The sequence below is a fragment of the Pseudomonas sp. 31 R 17 genome (genome assembly GCF_900004915.1).
GTDB classification, from domain to species: Bacteria; Pseudomonadota; Gammaproteobacteria; order Pseudomonadales; family Pseudomonadaceae; genus Aquipseudomonas; species Aquipseudomonas orientalis_A.
The window spans coordinates 1-19,915 of the sequence record NZ_CVTN01000026.1; the positions used below are offsets into that span (position 1 = coordinate 1).

The window sequence follows — 19,915 nt, forward strand, 5'->3', positions numbered from 1 at the left end:
TGCTTACTTTTGCGCTTTTCAAAAGTGAGCCGCTGTAAAAGCGGAACCCATAGCAGCCGTTACCGCAGAAACGGATATGTACTCGGTCTGATCCGGCATCCTGGTCGGCCCAGAGGCCGCCATCGGGGGCAAGCCCCCTCCCACATTTGGACCGAGGTGTACCAGATGGATAACCGTTGGTTGACAGGCCGCCATCGGGGGCAAGCCCCCTCCCACACTGAATCCGCATCCAGTCTTCAACCGTTCATTCACACACGTTCATTTAGCAAACGCGTACTCGCCGCCCTGCTCCACCGCCTTGCGATAAGCCGGTCGCTGCTGAAGCCTGTCCACCCACGCCGCAAGGTTCGGATACGCCTGCAACTTGCCCTGGGCCCTGGCGATTTCGCCGATAAAGCTCATCTGAATGTCCGCACCCGTCAGTTCGTCACCCACCAGATACGGCGTTCGCCCAAGCACGTCATTAAGGTAGCCGAGGTAGTTGCCCAACTCCGATTCAATGCGCGGGTGCAGCGGCGCGCCGGCTTCACCCAGGCGCCCGACGTAGAGGTTGAGCATCAGCGGCAGCATGGCCGAGCCTTCGGCAAAATGCAGCCATTGCACATAATCGTCGTAGGTGGCGCTGGCCGGATCGGGTTGCAGCCGTCCCTTGCCGTGACGACGAATCAGGTAATCGATAATGGCCGCCGACTCAATCAATACGCGGGCCCCGTCCTCGATCACCGGCGATTTGCCCAAGGGATGAATCGCCTTGAGCTCGGGTGGCGCGAGGTTGGTTTTCGGGTCGCGTTGGTAGCGCTTGATTTGGTAAGGCAGGCCCAACTCCTCCAGCAGCCAGAGGATGCGCTGGGAGCGGGAATTGTTGAGGTGATGGACGGTAATCATAGGCAAGCAGCTCCATTGGGGTTAAGGAGAAGACTACAACACGGCGATGGAGTGCCCTTAATGGGCGTCATCCCAATCGAAACCGCGCCGTGTTGTCGCTCAACGCCCGGCTGCCCTGGCTCAGGCTGTCGGCAGCCTGATTGACCGCCCGCGCGCCGTCGAGCAGGCGCCCGGCCGCCTGGTCGACCTGCTGGATATTGCCGCTCACTTCGTCCGCCGTCGCAGCCTGTTCTTCCACGGCGGCGGCGATGTGCGCCAAGGTGTCGGTGACGTGCTGCACCGCACCGGCAATTTCCCCCAGGCGCGTGCCCAGGCCGGTGACGGATTCGGCATCGGTGAGCGCCTGCTCGCACGCGGCGCCCATCAGGCTGACAGCCTGGCTGACCGTGGCGCGCAGGCTGTCCACCGTGCCGGCGATCTGCGCGGTGGACGCCTGGGTGCGTTGCGACAGGCTGCGCACCTCATCGGCGACCACAGCAAAGCCTCGCCCTTGCTCGCCGGCGCGGGCGGCTTCGATGGCAGCATTAAGGGCCAGCAGGTTGGTCTGCTCGGCAATGCCGCGAATGGTGTCGACCACCGATTGAATCTGCTGGCCCTGCTGGCTGACCTGTTCCAGGGCATTGGCGGTGTCACTCAGGCGTTGGTTGAGTTGCTGGATACTGGCGGTGGTGCGCTGGCTGTCGCGACTGCTGTCTTCGGCGATACGGCGGGTGTGCCGGGCGCTGTCGGCCGCCTGCTCGCAGCTTTTGGCAACGCCCAGGGAGGTGGCGGCCAATTGGGTGGCGGCCGCGGCAATCTGGCTGATCTGGTGGCGCTGGTCTTCGACGTCGGTGAGGGTGCTGCCCGATTGCGCGCTGAGGGTCAGCACGGTGGCGCCCAGTTGCTCGGTCTCGTGATTGACCCCGAGCAGGCTGGTGCGCAGTTGCACTACGGCCACATTGAGCGCCGCGCTGATGGCGGCGAGTTCGTCGCGCCCCTGCACCGCCACTTCAACGTGCAGGTTACCGTCACGCAGGGACTCGGCGAGCGTGGTGATGCCACTGGCGCTGCGACGGATCGAGGCTTGCAGGCAGATGAACAGGTACAGCGCCGCCAACGCCAACAGGCTGAACGTGGCCGCCACGGGAATGAAGTGCTGCAACGATCGCTCACGGTAGTAACTCAAGCGTGCATCGAGCGAATGCAGCGACTGGCTGCGCAGCGCGCCCAACGCTGCAAGCATGGCGTCGACACTTTGATCGAACGCAGCGCTGTCGAGCTTGATGGTGCCGCCGAATACGCCGTCGTCCAGGGTTTTGAGTTCGCTGTCCAGGCGTTGCAGGCTGGCGTCGTATTGTTCGGTCCAGGGTTCAAGGCCGGGGTATTGCTTGGCCTTCAGCGCAGTGGCAGCCTTGACCAACTGGTCCCGCGCATCACCGATGCGGCCGCGCAGGTCACGCATCTGCAAGCGGCTTTGCAGGGTGAACTGGCCCGAGGCAATGGAGGATTGGCCGACGCTGGCCGTACGGCCGATACGCTCGATCAGGTCCGGCGTGTGCTGGCTGGAAATCTGCATCAGCAGATAGGTTTCCAGCCAGGGATCGAGGATCAGGCCGGCGTCAAGGGTGATCTGTTCGCGCAGCGACTGCATCGCGGTCAGGGCGGCGGTGAAACGGTCGTAGCCATCCGGCCACCAGCCGACGGTGCGCAGGGCCTGGGTGTCCATGCCCTTGACTGCGGCCTGCAGCGTGTCGAAGCGCGCCTGGGTAGCGGCGCTGGCATGATGGGTCTTGAGGGCGTCCCCCAGGGTTTGCAGGCCTTGCTGAATCAGCGGGCTGCCCGCATCCACCCTGGCCATCGCGGCCTGGGCGGCAGGGGTCGGCGTATGCAGGATATCCAGGGCCTTCCAACGGGCGGCCAGGTTGCGCTGGGCGCTCAGTTGCCCATCGAGCAGGTCCAGCGCCAACAGCTGGCGCACGCCGGACTGTTCGCTGGAAATCACCGCGAGTTTGTCGTGGTAGTCCTGGCCGATCATCCACAGGCTGCCGGCGAGCGGCAGCATGAACAGCAGGAACAGCACCTGGAACTTACGCGCGAAGCCGAACCGCCCGAGCAGACGGATACCGGGTGATAAAAATCTTTGCATGCCCTACACACTCCCCTGAACAACCCCATACTTCACAGCCGGGAATGACTAACGGCAAAATGCCATGTCATTGATTCTTCTGGCTCAAGCAAGATCTGGGCCGTGGGATACAAGCGTGACGGCACGTGCCATGGCGCTAAAAAAACCTTTATCGGTGCGCGAAAATGGGGCGAAAGCACTCATTATCGGGCGCGCGCCTGTAACCGCCGGGGACACGGCCCGACACGGGAGAGGTCGAGCGCTGACAATCACGAACGGTCCTCAGGTCAGCAGTTGAGTGATCCACTGAATTTCCCGGGCGATCCCGTGGACTTTCTCTTCCGGCACCGACTGCCTGGCCTTCTCGAAACTGGCCAGGGTCTTTTGTTTCTGCTGCAGCAAGCGCTGCCACTTCGCCACGAACGCGGGACTGCGCGCCAGCAACTGCAGCGGTCCGAAATACAGCTGTTGTTCGGTGTAGGGCACAGGCCCGGTCGGCTCGGCGACGATGATTTCGTAGTAGAAGCGGTTCTCGTGCAGCAGCTCTTCGCCCACGATGCGGTAGCCGTTGTGCATCAACCAGTGGCGCAACGGATACTCGCCGCCATTGGGTTGCAGGACCAGCCGCTCCTGGCCATTCAACCGCGCCTTGCCGTTGTCGAGAATGTCACGAATGGTCTCGCCGCCCATGCCGCACAGACTGACGGCCGTGATGGCGTCGCCGGGCTCGATGGCCGCCAGACCGTCAGCCAGGCGCACGCTGACGTGCGCTTCAAGGCCGTTGTCACGCACGGTGCGCCGGGCCGCATGAAAGGGCGTGGTTGCAGCCTCCCCCGCCACCGCGCCGGCAATCACGCCACGCCGCATCAGCGCCACCGGCAAGTAGCCATGGTCCGAGCCGATATCGGCCAGGCGCGCGCCGGCCGGCACGTGCGCCGCCACGCGCTCCAGGCGCAGGGACAATATCTGTGGGTTCAACGCGGGTTCCTTTTCATTCGCCGGAAAATCGATCCCGGCTATTGGTCAAATGCAGCACCATTGCCGCCCGCGCCGCATCCGGGTCCTGGCGCTTGATTGCATTGAAGATCGCCTCATGCTCCAGGCTCGCCAGTTGACCCAGCCTGGCAAAATCCGCCCCGCCGCGCTCGTCAGCCTTGACCTGGGTGCGGGGGATCATCGCGCTGCCCAGGTGCTGCATGATTTCAGTGAAAAACGTGTTGCCGGTGGCTTCGGCGATCAGTTGGTGGAAGCGTTTGTCGTCTTCCACGCAGCTGTCGTTGTTGGCCAGGCAGGCCTGATAGTCGTCCAGCGCCTGGCGCATATGGGCCAGTTGCGCGTCGGTACGGCGCAACGCGGCTAACGCCACCGCCTGCACCTCCAGACCCAGGCGCAGTTCCAGCATGTTGCGCACGCTGGCGACGGTGTCGACGTGCAGGCGCAGGCCCTGCCGGGCGTGTTGCTCCAGCACGAACGTGCCGATGCCGTGGCGCGTCTCCACCAGCCCCGACGCCTGCAGCTTGGAGATGGCTTCGCGTACCACCGTGCGGCTCACCCCATGCTCAAGCACGATGGTGGATTCGGACGGCAGTTTTTCGCCCGGCTTGAGCTGGCCGAGCAGGATGCGCTGAGTCAGCGCGTCGACCACGCCCTGGGCCAGGTTGGTGGAGCGTCTGCGCACGGGAGGTGCGTTTTCAATGGGCATCGCTAAGGGTCCACGGGGTTGGGCTGGAGGGAGCTTAACATCCCGTTCACCGACGACGCCGAGTTGATTCACGAGACAGCTTACTTGTATGACAACCAATCTGACAGACCGCTATTCCGCCCCGAAACATCCTGCGGAGCGAACCGTGCTCCGCTGATACAAAACCCCCTATAGCGCGAGCAAATAACCAAAATATCATTCCATCAGCGCTTTTATGAGAACAAATACTCATTGCGACGCATTGCGATTTTCAAAGAACAACTTGTATGATGTCTGGCAACAAAACCACAACCCGCATAAAAACAAATCAGGGGGCGTTTTCCATCGTGAACCATTCCAGCCATACATCCGCTGCACCAGAAACCGACTCGGTGCTCACCCGCGCCGTGAGCAAAGTGAAGGGCCATGTGCTCCCGCTGTTCGTGGTCATGTTCATCCTCAACTACATCGACCGGGTCAATATCGGCTTCGTGCGTACGCACATGGAGCACGACCTGGGCATCGGCGCGGCGGCCTATGGCTTCGGCGCCGGGCTGTTCTTCATCGGCTACGCGCTGTTTGAAGTGCCGTCCAACATGCTGCTGCAAAAGGTCGGCGCACGCATCTGGCTGACCCGCATCATGTTCACCTGGGGCATCGTCGCCACGCTGATGGCGTTCATCCAGAACGAAACCCACTTCTACATCCTGCGTTTTTTGCTCGGCGTGGCTGAAGCGGGCTTCTTTCCCGGGGTGATCTACTACTTCACGCGCTGGTTGCCCGGGGTTGAACGCGGCAAAGCCATCGCGATCTTCCTCAGCGGTTCGGCGGTGGCGTCCTTGATCTCCGGCCCGCTGTCGGGTGCGCTGTTGCAGATCGAAGGCTTCGGCTTGCACGGCTGGCAATGGATGTTCGCCATCGAAGGCCTGGCCTCGGTGGCGCTGGGCTTCTTTGTGTGGTTCTGGCTGGACTCCAAGCCCCATGACGCCCAGTGGCTGAGCCGCGAAGAACAGGACGCGCTGGTTGCGGCCATCGATCAGGAACAGCGTGACCGCGAAGCCCTGACCACGGTCAAGCCGACCCTCGGCAAGCTGCTCAAGGACCGACAGATTCTGCTGTTCTGCGTGTTGTATTTCTGCATCCAACTGACGATTTATGCAGCGACGTTCTGGCTGCCGAGCATCATCAAAAAGATGGGTGACCTGAGTGATATACAAGTCGGCTTCTTCAACTCGATTCCGTGGCTGATCTCGATCATCGCCATGTACGCCTTCGCAACGCTGTCCGGCAAGTTCAAGTTCCAGCAGGCGTGGGTCGCGGCAGCCTTGTTGATCGCAGCGGCCGGGATGTTCATGTCCACCACGGGCGGGCCGATCTTCGCGTTCGTGGCGATCTGCTTTGCGGCCATCGGTTTCAAATCCGCGTCTTCGTTGTTCTGGCCGATTCCCCAGGGCTACCTGGACGTGCGCATCGCCGCTGCGGTGATCGCGCTGATCAATTCCATCGGCAACCTGGGCGGCTTCGTCGCACCGACCACCTTTGGCTTTCTGGAGCAAACCACCGGTTCGATCCAGGGCGGGCTTTACGGCCTGGCCGGCACCTCGGTGCTCGCGGCCATCCTGGTGTTTTTCGCCAGGACCTCACCTTCCACGGGGTTCATGTCGCCGGGCATTGCGCCCACCGCCAACGCCATCAGCAAACCTCTTTGAGCGTATTAAGGACCTTGCCATGAATACTCCCGTCATCACCCATTTCGACGTCATCCCGGTCGCCGGTCACGACAGCATGCTGCTGAACTTGAGCGGCGCCCACGGCCCTTACTTCACGCGCAATATCGTGATCCTCAAGGACAGCAGCGGCAACACCGGCGTGGGTGAAGTACCCGGCGGCGAGCGCATCCGCGAAACCCTGGAAGACGCGCGCAGCCTGGTGATCGGCCAACCGATCGGTCAGTACCAGCGCATCCTCAACCGGATGCGCAGCACCTTTGCCTCTCGCGACGCGGCCGGCCGTGGGCTGCAAACCTTCGACCTGCGCATCACCATTCACGCCGTTACCGCGATGGAGGCGGCGCTGCTCGACTTGCTCGGTCAGTTCCTCGAGGTGCCGGTGGCCGCTCTGCTGGGTGAGGGGCAGCAACGCAATGCGGTGAAGATGCTCGGTTACCTGTTCTACGTCGGTGACCGCACTACCACGGACCTGGCCTACCGCAACGAGGCGCAATCCGACGACGACTGGTTGCGCCTGCGCCATGAAAAAGCCCTGACGGCCGACGCCGTGGTGCGCCTGGCCGAAGCCGCCAAGGCCCGATACGGCTTCAACGACTTCAAGCTCAAAGGCGGTGTTTTGAGTGGCGATGCCGAGATCGAAGCCGTCACCGCCCTGGCCGAGCGCTTCCCGGAGGCGCGCATCACCCTCGACCCGAACGGCGCCTGGTCACTCAAGGAAGCCATCCGCCTGTGCCGCGACCAGCATCACGTCCTGGCCTACGCCGAAGACCCCTGCGGCGCGGAAAACGGCTATTCGGGCCGCGAAGTCATGGCCGAATTCCGCCGCGCCACCGGCCTGAAAACCGCCACCAACATGATCGCCACCGACTGGCGCGAAATGGGTCACGCCATTCAGTTGCAATCGGTGGACACTCCCCTCGCCGACCCGCACTTCTGGACCATGCAAGGCTCGGTGCGCGTGGCGCAGATGTGCCATGAGTGGGGCCTGACCTGGGGCTCGCACTCCAACAACCACTTCGATATTTCCCTGGCCATGTTCACCCAGGTGGCGGCAGCGGCGCCGGGCGAAATCACCGCGATCGACACCCACTGGATCTGGCAGGACGGCCAACGCCTGACCCGGGAGCCGCTGAAGATCGAAGGCGGCTACGTGAAAGTGCCGGCCAAGCCTGGCCTCGGGGTGGATATCGACATGGACGCCGTGGCCAAGGCCCACGAACTGTACAAAGGCATGGGCCTGGGCGCGCGGGATGACAGCGTGGCGATGCAGTTCCTGATTCCGGGATGGCGCTTCAACAACAAGCAGCCTTGCCTGGTGCGGTGAAACGGCTTTATGCAGGAGCGAGCGTGCTCGTTCCTGCCAATGGCATGTCTGGCATCAAGGTCTGTGGGCCTTTTTGCTCACAATCGGCTGCACCGTCAGCTCCACCCCCAACGCCACCATCAACTTCTGGATCGTCTCATAGCGCGTCTTGGACCCGCCCTTAAGGGTTTTATAAAGACTTTCCCGATTAACCCCCGCCGCTTCGGCCACTTTGTTCACACCCTGGGCCTTGGCGACTTCAGCCAGTGCTTTCATAAGGATCTGCGGGTCTTGGGCCTTCATGCTCTGCGCAAGATAGGCACTGATGGTCTCCGGGCTGTCGAGAAAGCGCGAAGCTTCGTAGACGCGTGTACCGGATGTATCAAGGTCGAGGATTGGCATGTCCTCGGGTTTGAATGTCGATTCGCTCATTTCATCTACCTCTCAGGGCATCAAGGATTTCTTTTGCCCGTTTGATTGCTCTTTTTTGATCGGTTTTATCGCCGCCCCATAACATCAGGTAAGCGGTGATGCCCGTGCGTACAAAATAAATCCTGTAGCCTGGCCCGATAAAAACACGCATTTCGCTCAGGCCGTCGCCGACAGGCGCGCAATCGCCAAAATTGTTCTCTTCGGCTCGATCCAGACGCGCCAGCACCGCCGTTTTCCCGCAAATATCCTTCATGCCGTCGAGCCATGCATCGAACTCAGGCGTCCTGCCGATCGTATTGGTCACAGATTCAAATGTAGCCTACTGGCTACTCCTTGTAGATGCCAGTGAATTTTTATTCCGTTGAGAACCGCAAGAAAAAATCCTAGACCAGCATCCGCGCAGGCAGCCGGACGATACTATTAGCGCTTGTTTCGCTGCGCTCCCTCCAAACAATCCGACCTGAAGCCCAATCAGGCGACGCATCGCGATAGGGCCATAGGAATCTACACAACGTTGTAGCGCCCAACGCTAACCCGCTAACCCGCTAACCACGATGCGCAGCGAGTCGCTCTTGATCTTGATCTGCTTTTGATCTCAGGCGCCCCGTTAAACCACGCTGGCCGAACGCAGGCTTGAATCCGTGGGTAACCCGGCAGGACGCCGGGTTAGCCGCACTGGGCCAGGGATGGCCCATTGCGGCGGCCCACGGATTCAAGCCGGAGAGAGGGCACACCGAGCCTAGGCGAGGTGCCGAGTGGTGGGGCAAGAGCGTTTTGCTTACTTTTGCGCTTTTCAAAAGTGAGCCGCTGTAAAAGCGGAACCATTAGCAGCCGTTTACCGCAGAAACGGATATGTACTCGGTCCAATCCAACATCCCGGCCAGCCCAGAGGCCGCCATCGGGGGCAAGCCCCCTCCCACACCGCGCGCCATTAGCCAAATCCGGGGCAGACCATTATAAGATATGGCCTGAGCCCGCCTTCTCACGCACCGGAAAAATTCTCCATGAAGCTTCCCGAGATCAGCACATTCATCACTCAATGGCCCTCGCTTGGACTGGGCACAGCCGCCGCCTGGCAGGTGGCCCAGGACTGCGAAAACCACGTCCTGACGTTGCTTTCACGCCTCGGCGCAGGCTACCGCCGTCACGCAAACTGCGCCATCCATGAAAGCGCCACCGTCGAAGAAGGCGCTGTGCTGAAGGGGCCGATCATCATCGGTGAAGGCTCGTTCGTCGCCGCAGGCGCCTACCTGCGTGGCGGCGTTTATCTGGGCAAACACTGCATCGTGGGCCCAAGCTGCGAGTTGAAAAGCAGCTTCATGCTTGATGCAAGCAAGCTGGCGCATTTCAACTTTGTCGGCGATTCGCTGATCGGCGCAGGCGTCAATATTGAAGCCGGTGCAATCATCGCCAACTACCGTAACGAACTGGATGGCGCGCATATCAGAATCCGCTATGCCGATGCCGTCATTGAGACGGGCGTGAACAAATTCGGCGCCCTGGTAGGCGATGGCTGCAAGATTGGCGCAAACGCAGTGATAGCTCCCGGCGCACTCTTGCAGCCCAACAGCCGTATCCCGCGCTTGGGGTTGATTGATCAGTTCGCCTACGACTAAGCAGCGGCAGCGCGGAACAGTGATCACGCCACTTGCGCGCTACCCAAACCACCCGTTTCAGATCATGCTGCGCCTCTCACTTCAAGGACGATAAAAACCAGTGAAAATCACCCTCGCCGCCTTGCTCCTGATTGGTCTGATCACTCCCGCATTCGCCAACGACAACCCCATCGGTTTCAAAACCACCACCCTGCCCGACGCACGCAACCAGCGCGCGCTGGAAATGGCCGTCTGGTACCCCACGGCAATCAGGACCGCTCCCCGGTTGATCCGAGACGACGCGGTGTTCTTCGGCGCCCTCGCCGTGCCCGATGCGCCGCCGACCGGTGGTGAGTACCCGTTGGTGGTGCTCTCCCACGGCTATCGCGGCAATTGGGGCAATCAGATGTGGCTGGCGAGTGCGCTGGCTCGGCGGGGTTATATTGTGGCGGCGGTGAATCATCCGGGCACCACCACCAAGGATCGCAGTGCAGACGCAGCGGCGCAGTTATGGCAACGGCCCAAAGACCTGAGCCGCGCCATCGATGCGGTGCTTGCGCAGCCAACGCAATTTGGCGCGGTGGCGCAACACCGGATTGCGGCGGTGGGCCATTCTCTCGGTGGCTGGACGGTGCTGGAAATCGCCGGTGCGCGTTTCGATGCGGATCTGTTCGCCCGGGACTGCCTGGCCCATCCCAAGTTGGGCGGTTGCATCGGCTACGCGCAGATGAACCCTACCGGCGTTGCCGATGGCAAAGCCCAACTGGCCGCTGACTTGATCGACAAGCGCGTCGCCGCCGTGGTGTCTTTGGACCTGGGCCTGTCGCGGGGCATGACCGATGCCAGCCTGGCCGCGCTGCCCGTGCCGGCACTGGTGATTGCTGGAGGTGTGCCCTCGGAGGACATGGCTGTGGGGCTGGAGTCTGCCGACTTGGCCAGACGGCTGCCGAAAGCCTCCACGCAGTACGTGGAGATCAGCGACGCGAGCCACTTCAGCTTTATGGCGCAGTGCAAACCCGGCGCGGCGGCGATACTCGACGAGGATATGCCCGGTGACAGCATGATTTGCCGAGACGGCGAGGCCGGGCGGACCAGGGCGCAGATTCAGCAACAGGTGATCACGCTGATCAGCGCGTTCCTCGCGCATTGATCGTTGGCCTCCTCGGCAGGTAAACCTTTCAATCCACGGTTTTTTAACTGGTATCATTCGCGCCTTTACCTGCCAGGCCCACGCACATGAACCGCCAGAAAAAACTCCAGCAGCTTTTCAAGGCCAAGGCCAAAAAGGCCAACGCCAAACTGGCGCCGAAAAGCAAAGATAAATACATCAGCAAGGCGGACCGTTTGAAGCTGGAAGCCGAGGCGGCCCAAGCCCCAATCACGCCTGTCGAGGCGCCTGTTCAATAAGGCGCATTGCCGATGGCGTGCCCGCTTCATATTTGCCCCAGATACGCCGCAGATGACGCGCCGAACCAAAGCCTGCGCGCTCGGCCACCGTTTCGATGTCCAGGCTCGACGCCACCAGCAGCTCGCGGGCCACGGCCAGGCGCAGACGGTGCAGGTAATCCAGCGGGCTGATGCCGACATGCTCGTGGAACAGGCGCGCCAGATGGCGGCTGCCGGTGCAGGCCAGGTTCGCCATGCGGGTCACGGTCCAGGCGTCACACGGGGCGGCGGCAATGGCGTCCTGTACGCGATGGACGGCCGGGTGCAGGTGGTTGCGCCCGGTGATCCACGGCGATAGCTGCGGGTCAGCGCCGCTGCGGCGCAGGTACACCACCATATCCCGCGCGACGGCGCATGCCAGTCTGGGCCCGGCACGCTCGGCGACCAGGTGCAGCATCATATCGATACCGGCGGTGATCCCGGCGCTGCAGCTGACCGGGCCATCGGTGACGTACAGGCGGTTTTCCAGGACCCGTGCCTTGGGTGCCAGGGCCTGGAGGGTAGCGCACAGCGCGTGGTGGGTGGTGCATTGGCGCCCGTCAAGCAGCCCGGCGCGGGCGGCCGTCAGTGCGCCGGCGCACACGCATATCAAATGCTCGGCAGAGGGCGCAAACACCGTTTGCAGCCACTGCACCAGGCTGTCGCTGGCGGACTCGAAAACGCGCAGGCCGGCTTCGTCTGCCTTCATGCTCGAGCCCACCAACACCACCAGGGTGCCGGGCGCCAAACTGGCCGGCAAAGGTGCCAGGCCCGTCAACGGCAAGCCGATGGAGGTGTGCAGGGACGGCACCGGGCTGACGTAGTGCAGCTCGAAATCCACCGCCGCCGGGTCATCCATCTGCGCGGCCAGGCGCAATACTTCGGCAGGCCCGGCCAGATCCAGCATCAGCACATTGGGCAACAACACGAACAGCACCGGCACGCTCATTGATTCACCCCGCCAATGCCTGGGCGACGGTGACGATGCGCGCAAACCGGCCTTCCAGCACCAGCTCCGTACGCTCGCGAATCTCGGCCGGGGTGTACACCCGGCCGCTGCGGGCGTGGGTCATCGGGAACGTCAGCGTGGCCTCACTGACGAAGTCGACGTTGAACCCGCTGTCCGAGGCCTGCCGCGTGGTGGTCTCGCAGCACTGTTCGGTACGAATACCACTGATGATCAAACGGGTGACGCCCATCTCGATGAGACGCGCGCCCAGCGGCGTACCGGCGAAGGCGCTGTGGTAGTGCTTATGGATGACCAGCTGCGGATCGATCGAAAGCTCGCTCAATACCCTGACGTTACCCGATGCCGGCGAAAAGGCGCCCTGGTCCTCCACATGAAACACCTGCACCACCGGGATGCCTTGTTGAACGCAGCCATCAATAAGCGCCTGCTGGTTTTCCAGGTAGCTCGACAGGTCGTTTTCGGACCAGTAGGGTGCATGCCGGAATGAATGCTGGGCATCGATTACGATCAGGGCTGTGCGGCTCATGGTAGGTCCTTCAGGCTTGGGTTAGGGGCTGATGCTGCAAATCATGGTAAAGCCCTCTTCAGGATCGCAACAGGCGCAAGGCGGACCGTCTCGGGACGGATTCGGACATGCCAGGCAAACCTGGAGCCGCTCGCTCAGCAACCGTTCAAGGCCACTTGAGGCCGTTCGCCGGCGAAGAAAAACGGTCGCAGCCGCACGCCCACGCTGTTGCCGATGAACGCAGCCACCAGCCACAGCCAGCCATGCAGGCTGCCCGAAGCGATGCCGCTGAAATAGGCGCCGATATTGCAGCCATACGCCAGGCGCGAGCCATAGCCGAGCAACAGGCCACCGATGACCGCCGCGATCAACGAGCGCGCCGGTATCTTCAAGCTCGGCGCAAACCGTCCGGCAAGACCCGCGGCCAGCAGCGCGCCAAGCACGATGCCGATGTCCATGACGCTGGTGATGTCTTCCCAGACCGGTGCCGCCAGGGCCTTGGCGTTGGCCGGCATCTGCCAGAACGCCCAACTGGCCACGTCTACCCCCAGCCCACTCGCCACCTTGGCGCCCCACAGCGCAAACGCTGAAGTAATCCCCCACGGCCGCCCGGCCAGCGCCAGCGTGGCATAGTTGAGCAAGGCCAGGCCGATCGCCCCCCACACCAACGGCCAAGGCCCACGCAGGAAGCGGCGCAGCCCTTGATGCTCGCTGGTGACGCCGGTTTCAAGTTGGCCATGGCGGGCCTTCTCCAGGCGCACGCTGACCAGCGCGATGACCGCGAACACCGCCAGGCTCAGGAGCAACGCCGGCAGTACGCCGAAACTTTTGACGATTGAAACCGGCGCAAACGACGGCAAGGCAAACCACCAGTCGACGTGATGGGTGGCAATCAACGAACCGCAGATAAAGAACAACAGGGTCACGAGCATCCGCGCATTGCCGCCACCTACGGTGAACAGGGTGCCCGACGCGCAACCGCCGCCCAGCTGCATGCCGATGCCGAAGATAAACGCGCCAAAGACCACCGACACCCCGGCCGGCGCCACCAGCCCGACCACCGGCTGGCCGAACAAGGTCCCCGCGCCCAGCGCCGGGAAAAACAGCACCACCGCCACCGCCAGCATCACCATCTGCGCGCGCAACCCGGCGCCACGCCGATCCTTGATAAACACACGCCAGGCCGAGGTGAAACCGAACGCGGCGTGATACAGCGTCAGGCCCAAGGCGGCGCCGACGATCAGCAACACAACCTGGCGCATGCCCACCGCGCTTTGCAGGAACAGGGCGCCTGCCACCAGGATGAGAAAGGCCACCAGGGGCGCGACCGGCTTGCGTGCCGGCGTCAGGGAAACAGAGGTGCTCATGGGAATCTCGACGTGTTTGAAGGTGGTCAGTATAAACCCGACGGGATAGCGGTCGGGCGATAAGCCCCGAGAACGCCCGCGTGGCGGATGCGCTGATCTGGGATATAGGCGTGGCGACGCGGTGCACAGGAAAGCCCAGCCTGCACGCTGAACCGAAATTACCGGCCGAGCGCGAGTTGTTATTGAGTCGTTAAGGGCCTATGTTAAATTCAGCCCAGTGGTTAATGGATATTTCGGTTATGGAGAACGCATCATGTTTGCAGTAGGCGTGACAATGATCGCCGTAGGCCTGGGCACCGCAAACCCTGCCTTTTGGATACCCGGTTGTGTCTTCATGGCGATAGGGTGCTCCCAAAGAGGCAATCGTCGAGGCTGATGGCTGGGGTTAAGTGAGGGTGCATTAGCACTGGATCAAATTGATGATCGTCGCCGTGCACTTGCTTGCCGCGGCAAATCCCACGCAAAAAAAAGCCTGCATCTCTGCAGGCTTTTCTCTATCTGGCTCCACGACCTGGACTCGAACCAGGGACCCAATGATTACCAGTTATTTGCCAACGCCACCAACGCAAAACGTTACACCCCCCCCAAACCGCCTTTAAAAACCCTCTGCCTGAGCCTGCGGGTCAATCCAATCATGCCTTCCGACAATCGGAACTGAATGTGGCTACGTAAGGGGTCGCCCGCCGCTTACGGAAATACCTGAACGATTTCTGCAAGATCAAACTTCAACTGATCGAGTGGGAGATAGCGCCTCCAAACACGACCCATCCGGGCTGTGCCGTTCCTTGATGGCCGATCCATTTATCCACTTTTTTTATACATATAAAATATGCATAATGAAAACATTCATGGTTCAATTCGACAATGCAAAAAGCCTCTCCAACGAGCGCAAGCACAGAGGCATAAGCCTTGCTGATGCAGAGCCGGTGTTTTATGACGAGGCAGCCCTGACCATGCAAGACCGCGATCACGCAGAAGAACGCTGGGTGATTATGGGCACAGATGCAAAGGGGCGCGTATTGGTGGTGGCCTACACCTATCGCGACCCCAACTGCGTACGCATTATCAGTGCACGGCTTGCATCCAAAAATGAACGGCGCCAGTACCTGGAAGTTTGAACCATGAAAGACGAATACGACTTCAGCAGCGCCAAACGCGGCGCCATCGCCAGCAATAAAGGAAAGACCCGCATCACGATTATGCTGGACGATGCGGTGATCGAAGCCGCGCGTGCGCGTGCGGAAAATGCCGGCACCGGCTATCAGACTGTGATCAACAACCTGCTGCGACAGGCGTTGGTTTGCCCGGACGCACATGACCTCGCGCCTGTTTCGAACAAACAAGCCAAAACCCTGCAAGTCATCAGCAATGGCATCAGCGTCTCAGAGGTCGAAGCACTGGAGCAACAGCTGATAGCGCTCGCCGGTGAATTGAATCGAATGCTTGCTACCCCAAAGCCAACCAAGCCAAAAGGCAAATCTGTCCCATAACCATCATCGCCCTGCTTTAACGCCGGTTAATTCGTCAAATCCCACGCAAAAAAAAGCCTGCATCGCTGCAGGCTTTTCTCTATCTGGCTCCACGACCTGGACTCGAACCAGGGACCCAATGATTAACAGTCATTTGCTCTACCAACTGAGCTATCGCGGAATGCGCCGTATGTTACTGATTAAAAAGAAGAAGTCAAGCCTCCTCTAACATTTTTCACGACTGCAAAGGCTGACCGGTCGAAACCGCCTGCTCCCTGGCCAGTTCCAGCCACGCCCGGGCTGCCGGTGGCAAGTGGGCGCTGGCGCGCCAGGCCAGGGCGATGTGCCAGTCGGTGTGGGGTTCGTCCAGGGGGATCAGGGCAATGCCGGCGTGCTGGTGTTTGTGCGCCAGCATCCGCGGCAGGAAGGCCACGCCCAGGCCGGCGGCGACCAGGTCGACGATAAAGTCGATCTGCCCACTGCGGGCCGTCACCTTTGGCACGACGCCCTTGCGTTCGCAGGCCGCGAGGATTTTCGCGTTGAGGGCGAAACCGGCTTCGAACAGGATGAACGCAGAGTCCGCCAGGTCGGTGAAGTCGATGCGTTCGCGGCGTGCCAGCGGGTGGTGGATGGGCAGCACGGCGATCAGCGGCTCATTGCGCACCGGCTGGTAGTCGAAACACTCATCCACCGGTAGCAGCAATGCCGCCAGGTCGACCTCCCCCGCTTCCAGGCATTCGCGCAGTTTTTTGCTGCCGTACTCGGTGAGTTCGATGTCGATGTCGGGGTAACGCGTGCGGTAGGTGGCAAACATTGCGGCAAACAGTACGCCGCAACCCACCGGCGGCAGGCCGATGCGCAGCACGCCGCGCTTGAGGCCGCGCAGGTCGTTGATCTCGGCTATCAGGTCGTTGCGTTCAGCCAGCATCACCAAGGCCCGACGGTAGGCAATTTCGCCAGCGGCGGTGAGTTCGTTCCGGTGGCCAAGACGATTAAGCAGTGGGGTGCCCAGTTCCTCCTCCAGCGTCCTGACCGCTTTGCTGACCGTGGACTGGGTCAGGGACACCACGTCAGCCGCCTGGGAAAACCCGCCCTGGCGCACCACTTCAACAAACGCCCGCAGGGTTCGCAGATTCATCAGTATTCCCTTTGCGACTCGATTGCAGCGATAAAAGTTGTTTTTATCATGCCAGAATTTTGCTTATCGTGGAGCGCTTCGCCGAGTGGAGCCCCTCTACATGATCATTTCGTCCGCATCCGATTACCGCGCTGCCGCCAAGCGCAAGTTGCCGCGTTTTCTGTTCGACTATATCGATGGCGGCGCCTACGCCGAGCACACGCTGCGCGCCAACAGTTCGGACCTGGCCGAGATAAGCCTGCGCCAGCGCATCTTGCGCAATGTCGACAACCTGAGCCTGAAAACCTCGTTGTTCGGCCAGGAGCAGGCCATGCCGGTCATCCTCAGCCCGGTCGGCTTGACGGGCATGTATGCCCGGCGCGGTGAAGTGCAAGCGGCCAAGGCGGCGGCGAACAAAGGTGTGCCGTTCTGTTTGTCGACGGTGTCGGTGTGCTCGATTGAAGAGGTGGCATCGCAAAGTCCGCAGTCGATATGGTTTCAGTTGTACGTTCTCAAGGATCGCGGCTTCATGCGCAATGCGCTGGAGCGCGCGCAGGCGGCGGGGGTGACGACACTGGTGTTTACCGTCGATATGCCGACCCCGGGCGCCCGTTATCGTGATGCCCACTCCGGCATGTCCGGCCCCTATGCGGCGCAACGGCGGATGCTGCAAGCGGTGACCAAGCCGCAATGGGCGTTCGATGTGGGGTTGATGGGCCGTCCCCATGATCTGGGCAATATTTCCACGTACCTGGGCAAACCCACGCATCTGGAGGACTACATCGGCTGGCTGGCCAATAACTTCGATCCCTCGATCAGTTGGAAAGATCTGGAGTGGATTCGCGACTTCTGGAAGGGCCCGATGATCATCAAGGGCATCCTTGACCCACAGGATGCCAAGGATGCCGTGAGCTTCGGAGCCGACGGCATCGTGGTCTCCAACCATGGCGGCCGCCAGCTGGATGGCGTGTTGTCTACCGCCAAGGCGTTGCCACCGATTGCCGAGGCCGTCGGCGATGACCTCACCGTGCTGGTGGATTCCGGCATTCGTTCCGGGCTCGACGTGGTGCGCATGCTTGCCCTGGGGGCCAAGGCCTGCCTGCTCGGGCGCGCCAGCGTGTATGCGTTGGCCGCCGACGGGCAGAACGGTGTGGAAAACCTGCTGGATATCTTCGCCAGGGAAATGCGCGTGGCGATGACGCTGACCGGTGTCACGTCGATCGAACAAATCGACGGTTCCACGCTGGTAGCCCCGTAATCCTTTGACTGCCCAGCCAGATAAATGACGCCATGTGCTGCTGGCTGTTTTTCGAGCCAGGGCAGTCAATTGATTCATATAGCTATTTATTAAATAAAACGATTTGGCACGAATCTGGCTCTAACACCCTTCAAGCAGGTCAAGCGATGACAAGACGTGTGGCAGTGCCCCGGGCTTATAACCCGGCGTAAAGCGATTTAAACTGATCCTTACTGTTTTACGGAACTGAAGGACCAGTAAGACGCCTGGCACTTGCCACTCTCATCCGCCTGTAAGACAGTCATGTGCTTAGAGGCCGCGCACCTATGAAAACACCCACCCAGACCAACGCAATTGACTTTGACAGTGCCAAATTGCAACGCCTGGGATTTGGTCAGCCATCCCTGCGTTCACCTCGCCCCGCCACCCTCGGCCAGCTCCGCCAGCAACTTAACCAGCAATTGCAAACCAGCCTCGAGCCGGAACGCATCCTTGGCCTGTTCTTTCGCGAAACCCAGCGCCTGGTGCCGCTGGATGCCTTGCAATACCGCCACGTCACCACGGACCTGCGCCTGGAGTTCGGCCAACGCGGCCATCATTCGATGAGCTACACCTTGAGCCATGATGGCGAGCACCTGGGCGAGTTGGTGTTCCGCCGCAACCAGCGTTTTATGGAAGAGGAGCTGGGCCAACTCGAATCCCTGTTGGCGGCCCTGCTGTATCCGATGCGCAATGCCCTGCTCTACCGCGCCGCCACCCGCAGCGCCTTGCGCGATCCGTTGACCGAAACCGGCAACCGCATCGCCATGGACCAGACGCTGCAACGGGAAATCGACATGGCGCGGCGGCACATGCACCCACTGTCTCTGTTGATGCTGGACATCGACCACTTCAAGCGCATCAATGACACCCATGGCCATACCGCCGGCGACAGCGTATTGCGCGCCGTGGCGGCGGCGATCAAGGGCCAGCTGCGCAACGTGGACATGGTGTTTCGGTTTGGCGGGGAAGAATTTCTGATCCTGCTGTCCAACACCGGCCGTGATGCGGCGCGGATGGTCGGCGAACGCCTGCGCCAGGCGGCGCAAGCCCAGGACTACTGGGTAGAAGGGACGCGAATCGAATTGACGGTAAGCCTCGGCTGCTCGACGTTACTGGCGGCTGAGTCGGCTGAAAGCCTGCTGCGCCGAGCCGACAATGCCTTGTACGTGGCCAAGCGCGCAGGCCGTAATCGTCTGGCAATGGCGGGGTAATACCCCCCCGCCATTGCCTGTGCATCACGCCTCGCTGGCGACTCGGGCATGGCGCTCACGCACGAGCGCCGGCGCCTTTTCCTTCTCTTGTTCCAGGTGCATGCAACTTTCCAGGAACAGATACATGTAGTCGTAGCTCTTGCACACGGCCTGTCGCAACTCAACCTGCAGGGCTTTGCTCGGGTTCGTGCCGGCGAGGGTGCAGATGATTTCCAGGGCTTCCCAAGGGTGCGCGTCGTCATACTGGGCGTGCATCTTCAGCCACTTCATCGCGCGCTTGCGTTCTTCCTCGGGGAAGGCGGCGGCATACACGCCGGTGGAACAGACCACGGCGGACCACTCCCCCGTCGCGCCCTCGATGGCGTAGTTGGTGGCGGCAATCGCGACGATCAACGAGTCAGCCGAGCTGGTGTGCCAGCACCAATGGCTCAGTGCGTGCAACTCCGGTGGCACGTCCTGGGCCTGCAGGTCTTCAAGACTGACGCCATGGGCACGCGCCCAATTCACCCAATAATCGGCGTGGTTCAGTTCCACGCGAATATTGCGCATCAGCCAGCGTCGCGCCATGTCCTCCCCGGGATGGCGGGCAAACTTGGTCTTGGTGAGGTTCTGTGCCATGTACAAGGCAAACTGCTCCACCACAGGCCAGCCGCCGATCAGGTAGTGGCGCATGGTCCTGGCGCTGAGCGTGTTATCACGCATGCGGTGGTACAGTTCGTGTTCGACAACCCGACGCTTGCTCTCGCTACAGTCCTGGATCAATTGCTGGGCCCAGGCGGGGTAACTTGAGGCTTCCATAAGCGGGCCGGTTCTGTTGAATGTGTCGATCACTGTAGGGCTCC

The 19,915-nt window shown here is 61.3% G+C and carries 20 protein-coding genes and 1 tRNA gene; 9 read left to right on the forward strand and 12 right to left on the reverse strand.

The genetic code is table 11. The features are described from left to right. Positions 1 to 258 precede the first annotated feature (258 nt). The 4 genes from BFP89_RS00595 to BFP89_RS00610 form a co-directional block, all read right to left on the reverse strand. Entirely contained in the window at positions 259 to 885 is a 627-nt protein-coding gene (locus BFP89_RS00595; RefSeq protein WP_065883227.1) for a glutathione S-transferase family protein, read from the reverse strand. A 67-nt stretch (positions 886 to 952) separates the two neighbouring features. Then, complete coding sequence (locus BFP89_RS00600) at positions 953 to 3,010, reverse strand: methyl-accepting chemotaxis protein (RefSeq protein WP_065883229.1); 2,058 nt, start codon at positions 3,008 to 3,010, stop codon at positions 953 to 955. A 261-nt stretch (positions 3,011 to 3,271) separates the two neighbouring features. After that, positions 3,272 to 3,967, reverse strand: a complete 696-nt coding sequence (locus BFP89_RS00605; RefSeq protein WP_065883231.1) for a tRNA (adenine(22)-N(1))-methyltransferase — start codon at positions 3,965 to 3,967, stop codon at positions 3,272 to 3,274. A gap of 13 nt (positions 3,968 to 3,980) precedes the next feature. Continuing rightward, entirely contained in the window at positions 3,981 to 4,691 is a 711-nt protein-coding gene (locus BFP89_RS00610) for a FadR/GntR family transcriptional regulator (RefSeq protein ID WP_065883233.1), read from the reverse strand. A 326-nt stretch (positions 4,692 to 5,017) separates the two neighbouring features. Between BFP89_RS00610 and BFP89_RS00615 the strand changes: the two genes are divergently transcribed. After that, positions 5,018 to 6,379: an MFS transporter gene (locus BFP89_RS00615; protein ID WP_065883301.1), complete on the forward strand. Its 1,362-nt coding sequence runs from the start codon at positions 5,018 to 5,020 to the stop codon at positions 6,377 to 6,379. Between the two features lie 19 nt (positions 6,380 to 6,398). Then, positions 6,399 to 7,724 carry a glucarate dehydratase gene (gudD, locus tag BFP89_RS00620; RefSeq protein WP_065883235.1) on the forward strand — a complete coding sequence of 442 codons (1,326 nt, stop codon included), beginning with the start codon at positions 6,399 to 6,401 and terminating at the stop codon, positions 7,722 to 7,724. A gap of 54 nt (positions 7,725 to 7,778) precedes the next feature. Here the strand turns inward: gudD and BFP89_RS00625 are convergent, their stop codons facing one another. Beyond that, positions 7,779 to 8,135 (reverse strand): addiction module antidote protein, encoded by a 357-nt coding sequence (locus BFP89_RS00625; RefSeq protein ID WP_065883237.1) that lies wholly within the window; start codon positions 8,133 to 8,135, stop codon positions 7,779 to 7,781. Between the two features lies 1 nt (position 8,136). Then, entirely contained in the window at positions 8,137 to 8,439 is a 303-nt protein-coding gene (locus BFP89_RS00630; RefSeq protein ID WP_065883239.1) for a type II toxin-antitoxin system RelE/ParE family toxin, read from the reverse strand. A gap of 700 nt (positions 8,440 to 9,139) precedes the next feature. On the opposite strand from BFP89_RS00630, the gene BFP89_RS00635 reads away from it, so the two are divergent. From BFP89_RS00635 to BFP89_RS00645, 3 genes are all read left to right on the forward strand, one after another. Beyond that, positions 9,140 to 9,751, forward strand: a complete 612-nt coding sequence (locus tag BFP89_RS00635) for a transferase (protein WP_065883241.1) — start codon at positions 9,140 to 9,142, stop codon at positions 9,749 to 9,751. A 100-nt stretch (positions 9,752 to 9,851) separates the two neighbouring features. Then, complete coding sequence (locus BFP89_RS00640; RefSeq protein ID WP_065883242.1) at positions 9,852 to 10,880, forward strand: alpha/beta hydrolase family protein; 1,029 nt, start codon at positions 9,852 to 9,854, stop codon at positions 10,878 to 10,880. Between the two features lie 86 nt (positions 10,881 to 10,966). Further along, positions 10,967 to 11,137 carry a DUF2986 domain-containing protein gene (locus tag BFP89_RS00645; protein ID WP_065883244.1) on the forward strand — a complete coding sequence of 57 codons (171 nt, stop codon included), beginning with the start codon at positions 10,967 to 10,969 and terminating at the stop codon, positions 11,135 to 11,137. On the opposite strand, the gene BFP89_RS00650 is transcribed toward BFP89_RS00645, so the two are convergent. From BFP89_RS00650 to BFP89_RS00660, 3 genes are all read right to left on the reverse strand, one after another. Next, a complete protein-coding gene (locus BFP89_RS00650; RefSeq protein ID WP_065883246.1) occupies positions 11,109 to 12,104 on the reverse strand; it encodes a GlxA family transcriptional regulator in 996 nt (331 codons plus the stop codon). The genes BFP89_RS00645 and BFP89_RS00650 overlap by 29 nt on opposite strands. Positions 12,105 to 12,108: 4 nt before the next feature. Beyond that, entirely contained in the window at positions 12,109 to 12,651 is a 543-nt protein-coding gene (locus BFP89_RS00655) for a cysteine hydrolase family protein (RefSeq protein ID WP_065883248.1), read from the reverse strand. A 134-nt stretch (positions 12,652 to 12,785) separates the two neighbouring features. Beyond that, positions 12,786 to 13,997, reverse strand: coding sequence for a YeeE/YedE family protein (locus BFP89_RS00660; protein WP_065883250.1), 1,212 nt, complete (start codon positions 13,995 to 13,997; stop codon positions 12,786 to 12,788). 836 nt (positions 13,998 to 14,833) lie between these two features. Here BFP89_RS00660 and BFP89_RS00670 point away from each other — a divergent pair. Both BFP89_RS00670 and BFP89_RS00675 read left to right on the forward strand, forming a co-directional pair. After that, a complete protein-coding gene (locus BFP89_RS00670) occupies positions 14,834 to 15,115 on the forward strand; it encodes a BrnT family toxin (protein ID WP_065883251.1) in 282 nt (93 codons plus the stop codon). 3 nt (positions 15,116 to 15,118) lie between these two features. Next, positions 15,119 to 15,487, forward strand: coding sequence for a BrnA antitoxin family protein (locus BFP89_RS00675; protein WP_065883253.1), 369 nt, complete (start codon positions 15,119 to 15,121; stop codon positions 15,485 to 15,487). 84 nt (positions 15,488 to 15,571) lie between these two features. Here the strand turns inward: BFP89_RS00675 and BFP89_RS00680 are convergent. Both BFP89_RS00680 and BFP89_RS00685 read right to left on the reverse strand, forming a co-directional pair. Further along, positions 15,572 to 15,647, reverse strand: a tRNA-Asn gene (locus BFP89_RS00680). A gap of 54 nt (positions 15,648 to 15,701) precedes the next feature. Next, positions 15,702 to 16,604 carry a LysR family transcriptional regulator gene (locus BFP89_RS00685; RefSeq protein ID WP_065883255.1) on the reverse strand — a complete coding sequence of 301 codons (903 nt, stop codon included), beginning with the start codon at positions 16,602 to 16,604 and terminating at the stop codon, positions 15,702 to 15,704. A 100-nt stretch (positions 16,605 to 16,704) separates the two neighbouring features. Here BFP89_RS00685 and lldD point away from each other — a divergent pair, with 100 nt between their 5' ends. Together lldD and BFP89_RS00695 are read left to right on the forward strand one after the other, a co-directional pair. Then, entirely contained in the window at positions 16,705 to 17,841 is a 1,137-nt protein-coding gene (gene lldD, locus BFP89_RS00690) for an FMN-dependent L-lactate dehydrogenase LldD (RefSeq protein WP_065883257.1), read from the forward strand. 305 nt (positions 17,842 to 18,146) lie between these two features. Further along, positions 18,147 to 19,073, forward strand: a complete 927-nt coding sequence (locus BFP89_RS00695) for a GGDEF domain-containing protein (RefSeq protein ID WP_065883259.1) — start codon at positions 18,147 to 18,149, stop codon at positions 19,071 to 19,073. A 24-nt stretch (positions 19,074 to 19,097) separates the two neighbouring features. Here the strand turns inward: BFP89_RS00695 and BFP89_RS00700 are convergent, their stop codons facing one another. After that, positions 19,098 to 19,871 (reverse strand): TenA family transcriptional regulator, encoded by a 774-nt coding sequence (locus BFP89_RS00700; RefSeq protein ID WP_262411909.1) that lies wholly within the window; start codon positions 19,869 to 19,871, stop codon positions 19,098 to 19,100. Positions 19,872 to 19,915: the final 44 nt, after the last annotated feature.

Excerpts from the sequence above, each read along its gene's own strand:
- BFP89_RS00635 (WP_065883241.1), top strand. The coding sequence starts at position 9,140 with ATGAAGCTTCCCGAGATCAGCACATTCATCACTCAATGGCCCTCGCTT.
- BFP89_RS00700 (WP_262411909.1), bottom strand. The coding sequence starts at position 19,871 with ATGGAAGCCTCAAGTTACCCCGCCTGGGCCCAGCAATTGATCCAGGAC.
- BFP89_RS00685 (WP_065883255.1), bottom strand. The coding sequence starts at position 16,604 with ATGAATCTGCGAACCCTGCGGGCGTTTGTTGAAGTGGTGCGCCAGGGC.
- BFP89_RS00675 (WP_065883253.1), top strand. The coding sequence starts at position 15,119 with ATGAAAGACGAATACGACTTCAGCAGCGCCAAACGCGGCGCCATCGCC.
- gudD (WP_065883235.1), top strand. The coding sequence starts at position 6,399 with ATGAATACTCCCGTCATCACCCATTTCGACGTCATCCCGGTCGCCGGT.
- BFP89_RS00610 (WP_065883233.1), bottom strand. The coding sequence starts at position 4,691 with ATGCCCATTGAAAACGCACCTCCCGTGCGCAGACGCTCCACCAACCTG.
- BFP89_RS00625 (WP_065883237.1), bottom strand. The coding sequence starts at position 8,135 with ATGAGCGAATCGACATTCAAACCCGAGGACATGCCAATCCTCGACCTT.
- BFP89_RS00600 (WP_065883229.1), bottom strand. The coding sequence starts at position 3,010 with ATGCAAAGATTTTTATCACCCGGTATCCGTCTGCTCGGGCGGTTCGGC.
- BFP89_RS00695 (WP_065883259.1), top strand. The coding sequence starts at position 18,147 with ATGAAAACACCCACCCAGACCAACGCAATTGACTTTGACAGTGCCAAA.
- BFP89_RS00655 (WP_065883248.1), bottom strand. The coding sequence starts at position 12,651 with ATGAGCCGCACAGCCCTGATCGTAATCGATGCCCAGCATTCATTCCGG.
- BFP89_RS00595 (WP_065883227.1), bottom strand. The coding sequence starts at position 885 with ATGATTACCGTCCATCACCTCAACAATTCCCGCTCCCAGCGCATCCTC.
- BFP89_RS00645 (WP_065883244.1), top strand. The coding sequence starts at position 10,967 with ATGAACCGCCAGAAAAAACTCCAGCAGCTTTTCAAGGCCAAGGCCAAA.
- BFP89_RS00650 (WP_065883246.1), bottom strand. The coding sequence starts at position 12,104 with ATGAGCGTGCCGGTGCTGTTCGTGTTGTTGCCCAATGTGCTGATGCTG.
- BFP89_RS00670 (WP_065883251.1), top strand. The coding sequence starts at position 14,834 with ATGAAAACATTCATGGTTCAATTCGACAATGCAAAAAGCCTCTCCAAC.
- lldD (WP_065883257.1), top strand. The coding sequence starts at position 16,705 with ATGATCATTTCGTCCGCATCCGATTACCGCGCTGCCGCCAAGCGCAAG.
- BFP89_RS00660 (WP_065883250.1), bottom strand. The coding sequence starts at position 13,997 with ATGAGCACCTCTGTTTCCCTGACGCCGGCACGCAAGCCGGTCGCGCCC.